This window comes from Pseudomonas sp. SDO5591_S426 (genome assembly GCF_054070755.1).
Genome location: NZ_JBSVXD010000143.1, coordinates 1 through 15,363 on the forward strand (window position 1 = coordinate 1; position 15,363 = coordinate 15,363).

At 56.9% G+C, this 15,363-nt stretch carries 8 protein-coding genes; 4 read left to right on the forward strand and 4 right to left on the reverse strand.

All coding sequences use genetic code 11. From position 1 onward, the window contains the following. Window positions 1-53: 53 nt before the first annotated feature. Window positions 54-1,109, reverse strand: coding sequence for a tetratricopeptide repeat protein (locus ACW9JC_RS22455; RefSeq protein ID WP_457457665.1), 1,056 nt, complete (start codon window positions 1,107-1,109; stop codon window positions 54-56). A gap of 181 nt (window positions 1,110-1,290) precedes the next feature. On the opposite strand from ACW9JC_RS22455, the gene ACW9JC_RS22460 reads away from it, so the two are divergent. The 4 genes from ACW9JC_RS22460 to ACW9JC_RS22475 all read left to right on the forward strand — a co-directional run bounded on the left by ACW9JC_RS22460 (window position 1,291) and on the right by ACW9JC_RS22475 (window position 9,026). Then, complete coding sequence (locus ACW9JC_RS22460; protein WP_457457667.1) at window positions 1,291-5,610, forward strand: hypothetical protein; 4,320 nt, start codon at window positions 1,291-1,293, stop codon at window positions 5,608-5,610. Between the two features lie 120 nt (window positions 5,611-5,730). Then, window positions 5,731-7,866, forward strand: a complete 2,136-nt coding sequence (locus ACW9JC_RS22465; RefSeq protein ID WP_457457669.1) for an FUSC family protein — start codon at window positions 5,731-5,733, stop codon at window positions 7,864-7,866. Further along, window positions 7,856-8,056: a DUF1656 domain-containing protein gene (locus tag ACW9JC_RS22470; protein ID WP_457457671.1), complete on the forward strand. Its 201-nt coding sequence runs from the start codon at window positions 7,856-7,858 to the stop codon at window positions 8,054-8,056. Before ACW9JC_RS22465 ends, ACW9JC_RS22470 begins: the two co-directional genes overlap by 11 nt. A 4-nt stretch (window positions 8,057-8,060) precedes the next feature. Continuing rightward, window positions 8,061-9,026, forward strand: coding sequence for an HlyD family efflux transporter periplasmic adaptor subunit (locus tag ACW9JC_RS22475; protein ID WP_457457673.1), 966 nt, complete (start codon window positions 8,061-8,063; stop codon window positions 9,024-9,026). 210 nt (window positions 9,027-9,236) lie between these two features. Here ACW9JC_RS22475 and ACW9JC_RS22480 read toward each other — a convergent pair whose 3' ends face one another. From ACW9JC_RS22480 to mexE, 3 genes are read right to left on the reverse strand one after another with little or no spacing between them, the layout of a single operon-like run. Then, on the reverse strand, window positions 9,237-10,658 hold the full coding sequence (locus ACW9JC_RS22480; RefSeq protein ID WP_457457675.1) for an efflux transporter outer membrane subunit: 1,422 nt from the start codon (window positions 10,656-10,658) through the stop codon (window positions 9,237-9,239). Then, window positions 10,658-13,837 carry an efflux RND transporter permease subunit gene (locus ACW9JC_RS22485; protein WP_457457677.1) on the reverse strand — a complete coding sequence of 1,060 codons (3,180 nt, stop codon included), beginning with the start codon at window positions 13,835-13,837 and terminating at the stop codon, window positions 10,658-10,660. The genes ACW9JC_RS22480 and ACW9JC_RS22485 overlap by 1 nt, the downstream gene beginning before the upstream one ends. A gap of 15 nt (window positions 13,838-13,852) precedes the next feature. After that, window positions 13,853-15,106: a multidrug efflux RND transporter periplasmic adaptor subunit MexE gene (gene mexE, locus ACW9JC_RS22490; RefSeq protein ID WP_457457679.1), complete on the reverse strand. Its 1,254-nt coding sequence runs from the start codon at window positions 15,104-15,106 to the stop codon at window positions 13,853-13,855. Window positions 15,107-15,363: the final 257 nt, after the last annotated feature.

Here is a 15,363-nt window from a genome sequence, read left to right on the forward strand (position 1 = left end):
TACAGGTTGATCATATTTCTCTGCAGGAGCTGCCGAAGGCTGCGATCTTTGCTTTACAGGCCCTGCTGCAAGGCAGGATCGTCGGGATTGAGCTGTTCGAGTTGGGCCAACAGAATCTGCACGTTCTGCAACTGGCCGCTTTCCTTCCAGTAATTGATCAGCAGCACCCGCGCCCGGCGATCGTTCGGGTGGCGCTGGACGATTTCCTGCAACTGCTTCTGCGCCGCTTCCAGTTCCTGCTCGCCATGCAGCGTGGTTGCCAGGTCATAGCGGTAATCCTTGTTGTCCGGCTCCAGCTCTACGGCTTTCGAAAGGCCCAGCAAGGCGAATTCGCTTTGGTCGTGATGCAGCAACCAGAGTCCCAGGGCGTGTTGCAAATAGGCTGAGTCAGGCTGCGCCTTGAGTTGTTTGGCCAATAGTTGTCGGGCGGCGTCGTTCTGGCCCAGTTTGTCCAGCACTTCGATCTGCATCACGAGCGCCGGCAGGTTGTCTGGCGCAAGGCGCAAGGTGTTGTCCAGCGCCTGCTGGGCTTCCTTGAATTCGGCATTGTGCAGATACAGGCGGGCCAGCTGATATTCGTTTTGAGCACTTTGCGGTGCATTTTTCAGCACTTGCTGCCAGGCATCGATGGCTTGCTCCAACGGCCCGAAATACAAGCCAAGATCATCCGGCGACAACCCCAGCAATGCGTTGACCGCAGCAAAGCGTACGTTCTGGTCGCTGTCATCGAGCAGCGGCCCCAGCAAGAGGCTGCGCTGACCGCTGGGTACCAGGCCGCTGATACTTTTGATCGCGGCAATGCGCACATCGGGCGACTCATGCTGCAAGTCGGCATCCGCCAGTTTCAGGGCGACGGAACTGGGGTAATTGGGCAATTCGGCATGCAGCCAGACGCGACGCTTGGGCGAAATATCAGGTCGCGCCAATTGTTGGTAAAGCACCCGCGCGGCCCCCGGCTGCCCGTTGCGTGCTGCCGCCAGTGCCTCGCTGTAACCGCGCTTGATCGCCTCCGGCACCACGGGGGTTGTACTGCGCAGGAACGCCCACGCAAGGCCGATGGCAATCAGGATAGACAGGCTGATGAGCAGGTTGCGGCGGGACTTGGGCATGCAGAATCCGGGAGCTGGCAAGCTTTGGCAAAGTTGCCAGCTTCGGTCAGGTGGGGCTGTGAGTCAAACAATAGGCGATTTATGAAAGAGGTATTTCTGGTGCCTGAATAAACTTGATCAAGGTAACTTTGACGGAAAAGAAGAAATGCCACCTGCCTTGAATGCAACGAGTACCGGGGGCGTGTGGTCACGCTCGACATCCAATGTCGGGGCACAGCCGCGAACCTCAACTTCAAATACTGTCCTGGCTGCCGGCAACAGTACTGGTCGCCTACGACTTCCTGTTACCGACCATTTGCCGGCTCGTATTGCGCCGGACAGTGACATTGCGCCTCCGGTACTCGACTGCTCCTCATTGACGTTCAAGCCAGTGTTTGTCAATCAGGCCGATCTTGATCAGCGATGGGCAGCACTCAAACAATATTTGACGAGTGCAACGCTCCCGGAGCAGGAAATACTCGATATGCTCAGTAGCGGCATTCTGCAAACGGACACCGGCAAGGCCATGAGCGGATTGTTTGCCAGTGCAATGCTGCGTTCAATCCGGCGGCCATCGACGCTGAGCAAGGCAAGACTGAAGAACATGGTTGATGTGCTCTGCCATCTTCCACCGAGTCAATGGCAAGCAGCGCTTGGAGAAAAAACAAGGTTTTCGAGTGACCAAGGCGCGAAGGGTGTTGTCGATTACATCCAGTCCAGGCTGGATATTTCGAGCGCACTTCTGAGCCGGAAAATTGCAGGTAAGGAGTTGGTGTCCGATGCACAGTGGGAAGCCATCAAGAGCATAACCCAGGATACCAGGCAATATGTGTGCTCCATTAACGCCGATCTCTTCAGCGCGTGGCTGATGCTCAAGGACGACTGTGAACTGCGTCCTTCACCCAAGGATGCGCTAAAGAACCTGACTGAGTTGATCGCTGCATTTAGTAATACATTGCCGGGAAACGATCACTTTGTTGATAAGGTCGAGGCCGTCTGCGATCAGTTCAAGCCCGGTTATCAGGGTGTTTCACCTGCGCCAATGGAAGGGAAACCAGATGCATTGATTTCACTGAGGTTTAACAGACCGCTGAAGTCGGAAGTCCGCTCTGGAGCCGATAACGTTGAGCCGTTATTGAAGCCAATCCAGCCACAAGATCCCGCTCCGACGTTGCTGGGTGACTTTCAACGTTTTGAGTCCCACGCTAACTTTTACACGAGCGCTGGTAACTCGGGTCCACGTATACCCGAGAGTTTTGCAGGTAAATTTTTGTACGTCTGCAATGCACTGGATACTTTCGGCGCTTTAAAACTGGACAGTAGCCATATATCAACCGGCCGACCGCTCGATTTTTCAGGCAAACCCGAGACTGAGGGTGGGATCAGCAATTTGCAGGCGCCGTCGATTGATTTTTCTGGACCTCAATCCGATGCGACGCCCATTACGGTTCTGTCGCCGGCTACATTAAGGCAATTCGCAGCGCAAGTAGACGACATTTTCAACCGGGTCTTGAGCAGCATTACTCCCTGGAGCAGTGCCTATGCCGACGAGCTTGATGAAGTTGTGGTCATGCTCAATCAAAAGGACAAAGACCTGACAGCCGAGGGTTCGGTTTGGTCCAGCTTGCCAGACACTGCAGTATTGGGAGAGCAATTGCGCGATTGGCTCGCCAGGATGAGTGGCCGCTTACTCGATTCGGGCGTTGCGGTGTTGAGTCAAACGGGTAACTTGATTGAGCGTAATCCGGGACGTTCCTTGGCTACGTTTAGCCTTTATGTCGCGCTGACGAATCTATACAACCATTGGTTTCTGCCTGACGTTAAAGATTGGGTTGACCCTTTGGCAGGCGTAGCTCCCGAACCGGACGATACGCCGGATGAGGCGTTTTTTATCTTTGAAAAAACACTCGAAGGCATTGATGAGATATTTGAAGAGCTACCGGAATTTGCTGACGCGGTGAGAAATCGTATCAGCGAGTCGGAATATCTGGACCCTTCTGATGACCCACAACTAATAGAAGATATCGAGGCAATTCTGCAACAGTCTGTACCTGGAATGGGAACTGTGACCTATCAGGATTATCTGCAAGATGTCATCGAGTTGGCCCGTTTAGACGCACAAAGTGAGTTCGAGATTGGGCCAGAGAATGATTCAGCGACCTTCCCTGAGCCCACTCAAAATAGTGTATCGACTCTGGACGCAGCAACCGCCAAAGCGCGTAATAAACGTAGCGGGGAGGAGGATGCGGCGCCTTCCAGCTTGAAAAAAGCAGTGAGTGAAGTGTCCGCACCTGTATCGGCACCTGCACATTGGCTGATCGAGGCGGGGCAACGCTCATTAAATGCGGACGATTCAGCGACAGTGGGTGAAAAAAACACCGCAGATGTCATGGTCGGTCAGGCGGCGGAAAGCTTTATAAAGGCTCTTGATGATCTGCAGTTGATTTCAGACCCCTCGATATTTATACGCACTGTCATTGACGAAGCGATTGCCAGCTCTAATCTGCCCGCACATCTAAAATTCAGACTTAATTTCAAAAAAAAATTCAAGGTTGAATTTAGGCTGCGCCGTACGGAAAGGGAGATTCACAAGCCTCTCTATCAATATCGATATAAAGAATTTGACCTTGCTCAGCTATTTGCGGGGCAACACAAGAAAGAAAAATCTGGGCGTGAGGAAATTACCATATCCTGGCCAGATGGATGCACCGGAGAATTTAAAGCCACAGTAGAGCAGAACGATTTCGAAGCCGCCTACAAATTGAAAAAAGATGAGGTGCTTTCTCAGCCTGGAATATTTGAGCTTTGGAAGCTTGATAAGCAGAATGAACTGCGAAGAATTCTCAAGGTTTATCTGCAACAACCAGGGCTCTCGGCCGAAAACCAAAAGATTGCCAACGATTTTCTTGATGGCAAATTCAAAGCCCAGACGATATCTATTCGTGACGGGGCTCTAAGCACGCCGGATGAAGTGAGTAACGCGCTCTATCTACGCGGTCCCAAGGGTTCTCCCGGGTTGTTTGTGTTTTTTGGAGTTAATAGCACTGTTATCGAGTACCCCCTTGATTTGTTGCAAGGAACGAAGTCAATAGAAAAATTTCCGGAGCTCAGAGACCAATTATCCAAGCGAATATCCCTAAAGGAATTTTTGGGGCGTGACGCTAGCGATTTCAAATACAATCTGGGTGGTTTTTATCCAGCAAATTCGAAGATTGAAAAACCTGGTTTTTTCGATTTTTTTCGCTTTGATTCTAAAATATTTGATCACATCGACTACAAAATAGCATATGACCCTATTCTATTTGGATGGGAAGACAGCGCGGCAGAGCCGATTTTTACAGAACTCTTCAAGCGACAGATTGAACAAGTAACCATCGGTATCGACATACTAAGCTCTACCTCAAACGAGCGCATTACCGATGCGATATTGCAGTTTGTAGCTGATGCGCTGGCGATGCTGGCGACTTGTACAGCATTTTTGCCCGGGCCGGGTGCTGTAACCGCGGGTTTGTCCATGCTGTTTGGTTTCGGATCTGCGGGAACTGACTTCGTAAGAGGTGAACTGGAAGACGATCAAGAGCTTGCGGCGCAGCATAAAGCCAACGCCTTGCGCGGAGCAGTTTTTGAGCTGATCGGGCCCTTTGTTAGCAAACGAATAGGTAAAGTCTTATCAGGTCGTGAAAAGTCCCGAATTCACTCAGAGATTTTTAATCGCTTGAGGTCATCAGGGCGCCTACCTGATGATGTCGCTAAATACATTCCGATAAAAAAGTCCCGCCCAGCCATTATTAAAAAAGCTCAAAAGCTGCCTAAGTGGATCCCGCCTGTCGCGAAGGATAGTTTTGAGATCAACTCGGTGGTTAACAGGAAGTTCATCAATTATCGCACTGCGAATAGAATGAATCGTTTGGGAGAAGGCCCAGAGGTTGCGCAAAAACTAATGGATACGACCGGCATTACGTATTATGCAGGCCCCGAAAAAGGCTACGTGTATAAAGGCGTGGTCATGCGTGGAGACATGAGGCCTCCAAGCGAAGTTTTTTCAGAGGGGTTCCAATTGCGCACCTCTGTATCCGACATCAATCAGGTGAATGGAATGCGGGGAGGATTTGGCGGCGGGAAAGATGCACTCGATCCTGATGGTATGGGAATATCGACGTCGGCTTTTTACAAGAAAAGTGGCGCAGGTGCCTATCAATATGGCGGCGCAAAAGGTGGTTACACCTACGTGATCAACGGTAAGGACCTTGAAGGGTTTCATCTGTATCGCAACCACAATCTGGCGGCTCATCCGCGCTCAAGGCTGGGATTCGAACCTCTCGAAATCAACTACGGAACGAACATTCCACCGTCAAAAATACTGGGCGCCTACGATGCAAATGGTGTTTTTTATCCAAACCCAAACGCCCTGGCCGGCAACATCGCGTCAAGCACGCCACCGGCGCCACCGATGAGAAACCCGGCGCCTAAAAAATCGAGGAAGGCGAATACAACAACCACCTCACCAACAACCCGCAGTTGAAAGGCGAGGCGAGAGCAAACCAGGGTCCGGATGAATAACCTGGACCTGCTTCAACACTGATACCTGTCGAGGCCTCCAGCAATGACTACGCTTGCTGGAGGTGCCTCGACGAGCAGTCCCATGCAAGCGTTGCTGCAATATTTCAAAGCGATCCTCCACCCCAGCCCCGGGGTGTTGCTGTTTGCCTTGCGAACCATCGCGGCCGGGCTGTTGACCCTGTACCTGGCGTTTTTGTTTGATCTTGAACAACCCAAATGGTCAATCATGGCCGTGGTCATCATCAGCCAGCCGTTGGGTGGCATGGTCTTGGCCCGCAGTTTTGGTCAGGTTATCGGCACCACCGTGGGTGCGGCGGTGGCCGTGATGATCATGGCCATCTTTCCTCAGGCACCAGTGCCTTTTCTGATTACCTTGTCCCTGTGGCTGGCGCTGTGCACTGCCGGTGGCACTTTACTTCGCTACACCAGTTCCCAGGCGTTTGTGCTCAGCGGCTATACGGCGGTGGTGGTTGGATTGTTGGCGGTCCCTGATCAGGACGGCACCTTTTTGCTGGCCGTGACCCGGGTGACCGAGACGCTACTGGCGGTGGCTTGCGTCTGCGTCGTCAGCTTGCTGACCGCGCGCCCGGAGGCCGTGGCCAAGGATTATTTCGCCCGTATCGATCAGGTGATCAAACTGCTGGCGACCCATGCCAGTGCAGTCATTCGTACCGAGGAAAGCGAAGAAGACTTCCATCGTCGGCAAATGCAGCTGCTGGGTCAGATCAGCGCACTGGAAGGGGTACGTCGGCATCTGTATTACGACGCACCGCGTTTACGCAGTGCCGACGACCTGGTGCAGTTGCTCGGCAATCAACTGGTGCTGCTGACGGCGCGGCTCACCGCGTTGCGCCATCAGCGTGAGCTGTTGCTGGCGCGCTGGGAAGGCGAGATACCTGAAGAGATTCGGCTGTTACTCAGCGAAGAATTGGTTTTTCTCGATGAACTGGCGCGCCAGGGACGTGCGCTACCGGCCGAACAACGACGGCAGTTTTCGCTGTTGCAGCAGCGTTTCGATGCACTGGCTTACCGTTCGGAACAACTGGTTGAGCCCCTAAAGGCCACCTTGCGCTCGCTGTCCTGGTCTTTGCGCTGGGAACAGGCGCGCATGCTGCAGCAACTTGAGACGATTCTGGAGTTGAGCGATGTGATCCAGAGCGGGCGCGGGGCCAGCAGCGTCTATCGCGGCCAAAGCAACCCGCTGCACCTGGATTTCACCCTGGCAACGATGAATGCCATCCGCGCGTATTGTGCGCTGATGGTGGCCGGCCTGATCTGGATCGAAACCGGTTGGGACGGCGCCCGGGGCGGGATGGTTGTAACGGGGATTCTTTGCTCGCTGATGGCGACGTTTCCCCGGCCGTTGCTGGCTGTGCAGAGTTATGCGCGCGGATTGGGATTGGCGCTGGTGGTGTCGGCGGTGCTGCAATTTGCGCTGGTGCCGATGATCAGCAGTTTCGAGTTGTTGGCCTTGTTGTTGGTGCCATTGCTGTATGCCGTTGCGGTGGGGTTGTCCAGTCCGCCCACTACGGGGACGGGGATCGGTCTGGGATTGACCACGTTTTTGCTGTTGGGGCCGCAAAATACCGGATTGGGGCAGAACACTGCGATCCAATGGTTCGAATTTGCCGGTGCCTATGTCTGCGCCGCCACGCTGGCGTTGAGCGTCTACGCGTTGATCTTCCCGTTCAGGCCGGTGCTGCGTATGCGTCGGCTGTACCAAGAGAATTGCGAGCAGGTCAATGCCTTGCTGAAAACCCCGCCTACCGATGACAACCAGTTTGCCTTCGAGAGCCGTATGGTCGACCGCCTGACCATGATGCTCGGCCTGTTGCCCGCCATCCAGGACAAGCCCGCGCGCGACCTGTTCGAAGTCAGTCTCGGTTGCATGGCGCTGGGCATCGCCTTGAACCAGCTCAGGCAGCAGGCGCAAGGCAACGCGCTGCTGAGCCAACAAACGCAAGAACGGTTGGCCGCCACCGTTCGGGAAACCGGGCGACTGGTCGCCGGTCGGCCGAATATCGAGGTCGATCGTGTGCTTGAAAACCTGCATACCCTCGGCGATGAACTCGACACGCTGCATTCCAGCGTCCATGAACACCTGTGGTCAGTGTTTCGCATGCGCGTGGCGTTGCTGATCGTGGTGTCATTCCTGGAGCGGCACCGGCGCCATTTCGAAACCGAAGCACCCCAAGGAGAACCCACACTTGCCCATTGATCTGGAAATAGGCGGTGTCTACCTGCCGCCGATTGCCCAGGCATTGCTGCTGGGCCTGCCGATTTTCCTGGTGCTGGACTGGACTCTGCGACGCCTCGGCGTGCTGCGATTCGTCTGGCATGAAGCCTTGTTTGAAGGCGCGCTGTACGCCTGTATATGCGCAACGCTGATTCTGCTGATGGGAGCCTGATGCCTTGAAGAAGATCCTCGCCCACCTCTCGACATTGGCCGTGGTCCTGCTGGCTTTTGTGCTCGGATGGTTTGCCTGGGAGCATTACACCCGTGCGCCCTGGACCCGGGATGCGCGGGTGCGCGCCGATGTGGTGACCTTGTCCGCCGATGTCGCCGGACGAATCGTCAAACTCAACGTGCAAGACAACCAGCATGTGGACAAGGGCCAACTGTTACTCGAAATCGATCCCTCGCGCTACGCCCTGGCGGTGGAACATGCCAGGCGAGCAGTGGAAGTGTCGAAGGCGTCGCTGGGACAGTCGGAAGCAACGATTGTCGCCAGCCAGGCGTTGCTCAGGCAGCGGCAGAGCGAGGAACGGCGACGGCGGACGCTCAAGGAACGTTCGGCGATTTCCGGCGAAGAATGGGAAAAAGCCAATACCGATGTGTCCGTGGCCGAGGCCGATTTGCTGCGCAACCAGGCCAACCTGGGTTTTGCCCAGGCCAACGTGCAACTGGCGATCGCTGCATTGGCCGAGGCTGAACACGATCTTGAGCGAACGCGGGTGGAATCGCCGGTCAGCGGCTATGTCACGAATCTGTTGACCCGCCAGGGTGACTACGCGACAGCGGGCGGTCCGCTGGTGGCATTGGTGGACAGCGATTCGTTTTATGTCAGCGGCTACTTCGAAGAAACCAAGCTGCCACGAATCGGCGAGGGCGACCGCGTCGATATCGAGTTGATGAGTGGCGAGCGTTTTGGCGGCACCGTGCAAAGCATCGCCTTCGCCATCGCCGACCGCGAAAACCTGCCGGGCGGGCGTTTGCTGGCCAACATCAACCCCAGCTACACCTGGGTCAAACTGGCGCAGCGGGTGCCGGTGCGGATCAAGATCGATGGGGATTATGCGGGTAAGGACAAGTTGCGGGCGGGGACGACGGCGACGGTGACCGTGCAGGAAGACCACAATTCTCAGGTTCACCCTTGAACCCTGTGGGAGCGGGCTTGCCCGCGATAGCGGTGGATCAGTCACCTCAATGTTGAATGTGCCTACGTCATCGCGGGCAAGCCCGCTCCCACAGGTGACGATGGTGAATTCAATATTCAGCAGGCAAAAAAAGCCCCGCGACCGAATGATACGCGGGGCAAAAAAATTGGTTGGTTGCGGCCAACCAAAGGAGCTCTTTAGAAAACCGTATTACTTGCTGGCGACCGTCTCCGGTTGCCAGCCGCCACCGAGGGCCTTGTAGATCGCGACGATGCCGCGATACAAATCGACTTCGGCCTGGGCCTGCGTATCTTCGGCCGCCAGACGTTCACGCTGCGCATCCAGCAGCACCAGGAAGTCGGCAGTGCCTTCGCGATAGCGGATCTCGGCGAGGTTGGCAGCGGAACGGCTGGACTCACTCTGACGAATCAGCGAAATCAGTCGCTGCTGACGTTTGCCGTAATCGCTGAAGGCGTTTTCCGATTCTTCCAGCGCCAGTAGCACTTGCTGCTCGTAGGTCGCAAGCGCGCCTTCGGCATCGGCATCGGCGCCACGCAAACGGGCGCGCACACTGCCTAAATCAAATGCTGCCCAGGTAATGCTCGGGCCAAGCGCCCAGGCATTGGCCGCAGAGGAACCAATCTGCGAACCACGCCCGGCGGTGAAACCGAGGAAGCCACTGAGGCTGACACGCGGGAACAGATCAGCCTTGGCTACGCCAATCCGCGCCGTGGCCGAGGCCAGTTTGCGTTCGGCGCTGAGGATGTCCGGACGACGTTGCAGCAGTTCACCCGGATCACCGATCGGCAGAGCCTTGGCAATCGCCGGCAAGTCTTTCGGGCTCAGGTCCACGGTCAACTTGTCCGGGCGCTCACCCAGCAACGTGGCGATGCGGTTTTTCTGCCGCACCTGCTCGGCCTGCAATTGCGGCACGCTGGCTTCGACCGAGGCCAAACGCGCATCGGCGCGTTCCACGTCCAGCTGATCGCCGACACCGGCATCACGCAGGCTGATGGTGATCTTGCGCGACTCCTGCTGGTTCTCCAGGTTGGCCAGGGCGATTTTTTCCCGCAGTTGTGCACCGCGCAATTGACCGTAGGCGTCCACCAATTCGGCAATCATGGTGACTTGCAGTTGGTACAGGTCGGCCTCGATCGCTTGTTGTTCGGCGTTGGCCGACTCCAGGTTGCGCTGGATGCGGCCAAACAGGTCGATCTCCCACGCCATGTCCAGGCCCAGGTCGTAGCGTTCGCTGTTGACCCGGTCGGTGGTCTGGCCGGGAATCTGGCCCTTGCCCAAATCACTGCTGACCCGGCTGGTGATGGTCGGCATGGCGTCATTGCTGACGTCATCACGGATCGCCCGCGCCGCTTTCCAGCGAGCGAAGGCGACACGCAAATCACGGTTGCCCTTGAGCGATTCGGTGACCAACTGGTTGAGGGTCGGATCTTCGAATTGCTGCCACCAGATGCCTTCGAAACGCGAGCGGTCAAAGTTTTTCTGACCGGCCGCACCATCAGTAGCGGTGGTGATGTTGGCCGGTTCAAGGGTTTCGGTCTTGTAGTCCGGGCCGACGGCACAGGCGCTCAGCGCCAGTACCAGCAGGCTCGGCAGGAAAGCTTTCAAACTCATCAATGCGACTCCAGCTTCAGGGTGGCCTTGGCAGCTTTGCGCTTCTCGCCGCGCTCGACAAAGTTACGAATCAACACGTAGAACACTGGCGTCAGCAACAGACCGAAGAACGTCACCCCGAGCATCCCGGAGAACACCGCCACACCCATGGCATGACGCATCTCGGCACCGGCACCGCTGGAGAACACCAGTGGCACCACACCCATGATGAACGCGAAGGAGGTCATCAGGATCGGCCGCAGACGCAGACGGCAGGCTTCGAGTACCGCAGCCAGCGGGTTCATGCCTTCCAGCTGTTTATCCTTGGCAAACTCGACGATCAGAATCGCGTTCTTACAGGCAAGCCCCACCAGTACGATCAATCCGATCTGGGTGAAGATGTTGTTGTCGCCACCGGAGGCAATCACGCCGGTAATGGCCGACAGCAGGGTCATCGGTACGATCAGGATCACCGCCAGTGGCAGGCTCCAGCTTTCGTATTGAGCGGCGAGCACCAGGAACGCCAGCAATACGCAGAGCGGGAACACGAACAGCGCGGTGTTGCCGGACAGAATCTGCTGGTAGGTCAGGTCGGTCCATTCGTAGGTCATGCCGTTCGGAAGTTCTTCCTTGAGCAGTTTCTCGATGGCTTTTTCCGCTTGGCCGGAGCTGTAGCCGGGGGCTGCCGCACCGTTGATTTCAGCGGTGATGAAGCCGTTGTAGTGCATCACGCGGTCCGGGCCCGAGGTGTCGCTGACCTTGATGAAGGTCGCCAGCGGGATCATCTCGCCCTTGTTGTTACGCACTTTCAGCTGGCCGATCTGGTCGGATTCGAGGCGGAACTGCTGCTCAGCCTGAACGTTGACCTGATAGGTACGACCGAAGCGGTTGAAGTCGTTGGCATACAGCGAACCCAGGTAAATCTGCAGGGTGTCGAAGATGTCGCTGACGGCCACGCCGTGGGTCTTGGCTTTTTCACGATCGATAGCGGCATCGACCTGCGGCACGTTCACGGTGTAGCTGGTGAACAGGCCTGCCAGTTCCGGCACGTTGTGGCTTTTGTTGATGATGTTCATGGTTTCTTTGTACAGCTCTTCGTAGCCCAGGTTGCCCCGGTCTTCGATTTGCAGGCGGAAACCACCAATGGTACCCAGGCCTTGTACCGGCGGCGGCGGGAAGATCGCCATGTAGGCTTCCTGAATCCCGGCGAACTGGCCGTTCAAGGCCCCGGCAATTGCACCGGCGGACATGCTCGGGTCTTTACGCTCGTCGAACGGTTTCAGGGTCACGAACACGATGCCGGCGTTCGGGCTGTTGGTGAAGCCGTTGATCGACAGGCCAGGGAAGGCCACCGCACTTTCCACGCCAGGCTGTTTCAGGGCCAGGTCGGACATGCGCTTGATCACGTCTTCGGTGCGGTCCAGGCTCGCTGCGTCCGGCAATTGCGCGAAGGCCACCAGATATTGCTTGTCCTGGCCAGGTACGAAACCGGTCGGGGTGCTGGAGAAACCGAAGAACGTCAGGACCATCAGGCCGGCGTACAGCAGCAGGGCGATACCGCTTGAGCGAATCACACGGGCAACGGTGCCAACATAACCGTGGCTGGCTTTCTCGAAGAAACGGTTGAACGGACGGAACAACCAGCCGCCAAACAGCTTGTCCAGAATCCTGGAGAAACGGTCCTTCGGCGCGTCGTGGCCTTTGAGCAATACCGCAGCCAGTGCTGGCGACAGAGTCAGGGAGTTGAAGGCCGAGATCACCGTCGAAATCGCAATGGTCAGGGCGAACTGCTTGTAAAACTGCCCCGTCAGACCGGAGATGAACGCTGCCGGAATGAATACCGCACACAGCACCAGTGCCGTGGCAATGATCGGGCCGGTTACTTCGCCCATGGCTTTTTTGGTCGCTTCGACCGGCGTCAGTCCGAGCTCGATGTTCCGCTCGACGTTCTCCACCACCACGATCGCATCGTCGACCACGATACCGATCGCCAGCACCAAGCCGAACAGCGACAAGGCGTTGAGTGAGAAGCCGAACAAGTGCATCACGGCAAACGTACCGATCAACGATACCGGCACCGCCACCAACGGAATGATCGAGGCGCGCCAGGTTTGCAGGAACAGGATCACCACCAGCACCACGAGGATCAGCGCTTCGAAGAGGGTGTGAACCACCGCCTCGATGGAGCCGCGCACGAAGATCGTCGGGTCATAGACGATGCTGTAGTCCATGCCCTGCGGGAAGTTTTTCTTCAGTTCATCCATCTTGCCCCGAACCTGGTTCGAGATGTCGATGGCATTGGAGCCAGGACGCTGGAAGATCGGGATCGCCACCGCCGGCTGGTTGTTCAGCAGCGAACGCAGGGCGTATTGGCTGGAACCCAGTTCAACGCGAGCGATGTCCTTGAGGCGAGTGATTTCACCGTTGTCGCCAGAGCGAATGATGATGTTCTCGAACTCTTCCTCACTGACCAAGCGGCCCTGAGTGTTGACCGACAGCTGGAAGCTTTGGGCATTCGGGGCAGGGGGCGCGCCCAATGCACCGGCAGCCACCTGACGGTTCTGTTCACGAATCGCGTTGACCACATCGGTGGCGGTCAGGTTGCGCGAAGCGGTCTTGTTCGGATCGAGCCACACCCGCAGCGAGTAGTCGCCCATGCCGAACAACTGCACATCACCGACACCGCCCAGACGCGCCAGCTCATCCTTGATGTTGAGCAGGGCGTAGTTGGACAGGTAGAGCATGTCGTAGCGTTTGTCCGGCGAGGTCAAGTGCACAACCATCGTCAGGTCGGGCGACGCCTTGTCCACAGTGATACCGATGCGCGTCACTTCTTCGGGAAGTTTTGGCTCGGTCCGGGTCACGCGGTTCTGCACCTGCACCTGCGCGTTGTCCAGGTCAGTACCCAGCGCGAAGGTGATGGTCAGGGTGATCTTGCCGTCAGCGGTCGATTGCGAGGACATGTACAGCATGTTCTCGACGCCGGTGATCGCTTGCTCCAGCGGAGCGGCCACGGTTTCACCGATGACTTTAGGGTTGGCACCCGGGAAGTTGGCGCGGACCACAACGGTCGGCGGTACCACTTCCGGGTATTCGCTGATCGGCAACTGGAACAGCGAGATCGCGCCGGCGATCAGGATCAGCAGCGAAAGCACCGCTGCGAAGATCGGCCGTGAAATGAAGAATTGGGAAAAATTCATCGGAGTCGTTATCCCTTAACCGCGTGGGGTCGCTGCAGCCAGTTTCACAGCCGTGCCCGGCGCAACCTTGGCAGGCGCGACTTGTGGCAGGTTGCTGGCTTCCAGCGCTTGTCGTTGTTGTGCAAGGGCCGCGAGAGTTTGTTCGCTGGCCATCGGGATCACTTCAGGGGTGACTGGCGAGCCTGGACGCACTCGTTGCAGACCCTTGACGATGATGGTGTCGTCCTTGTTCAGGCCGTTGCGCACGATGCGCAGACCTTCGATTTTCGGACCCAGCTCGACCGCGCGGTAAGCGGTGTTGTTGTCGGCATCCATCACGAGCACGAACTTCTTGCCGAGGTCGGTACCGACGGCTTCGTCGTTGATCAGCATGGCGTTGTAAGTGCCGCTGCCCACCAGTTTCAGGCGTGCATACAAGCCTGGGGTGTAGCTGCCGTCGCTGTTGTCGAACACGGCGCGACCACGGATGGTGCCGGTCTTCGGGTTGACCTGGTTGTCGACGAAGTTCATCACGCCCTGGTGCGGGTTGCCGTCTTCGTTGGACAGGCCCATGTAAACCGGAGTGGTGGCGCCGCGTTTGCCTTGGCGAGCGAGCTGGGTGTACTTGAGGAACACACGCTCGTCAGCGTCGAAGTAGGCGTAGACCTTGTCGGTGGAGACCAGGCTGGTCAGCGGGGTCGTATCGGCGGTGACCAGGTTGCCGGCGGTGATTTCCGCACGGCTGACGCGACCGCTGATTGGCGCGGTGACGCGGGTAAAGCTCAGGTTCAACTTGGCCAGGTCGAGTTGCGCTTGCAGGGCACCGACAGCAGCGCGGGCTTCTTGCGATGCGCTGGTCCGCGAGTCGGCCAATTCGGCGGAAATCGCGTTGCTGGTGCGCAGGCGCTCACCGCGCTGGGCTTCGTTTTCGCTGCGAGTGGCATTGGCGCGAGCCTGGGCTACCAGCGCTTCGAGTCGGCGGACCTCAGCCTGGAATGGACGCGGATCGATCTGGAACAGCAGGTCGCCTTTCTTGACCAGTGCGCCTTCAGTGAAGGCCACTTCGTCAATCTGGCCGGAGACCCGTGGACGAATCTCAACGGTTTCCGGCGCTTCAAGGCGCCCGGTGAACTCGTCCCACTCGTTGACCGGTTGCTCCAGCACCTTGGCCACGCTGACTTTCGCCGCTGGCATCGTGGCGGCAGTTTCCGGGGCCTTGCCGCAGGCGCTCATCACCAGTACGGCCAACATGGCCAACGGGAAGCGCAAATGTTTGAGTGACTGTTCCATGGATGCATCCGCCAATGTGTTGAGATTGGCGAATGATGCTCGGCGGGTTGGTATCGCACGAATCGAATGAGGCGAAGGTAACTATCATTCGGAATGATATAAGACCCGATTCAGCCCTCTAGCATGCACCTTTGGTTAGTGGGCTATCAATTGGGTCGATGGCAATTCTGTCTTGCTGAAATAGCATTAATCAGGCTTGCAATCGGGGTGAAGCCATCGCGGGCAAGCCTTGCTCCTACTTGGCTCAGTGCGATCCT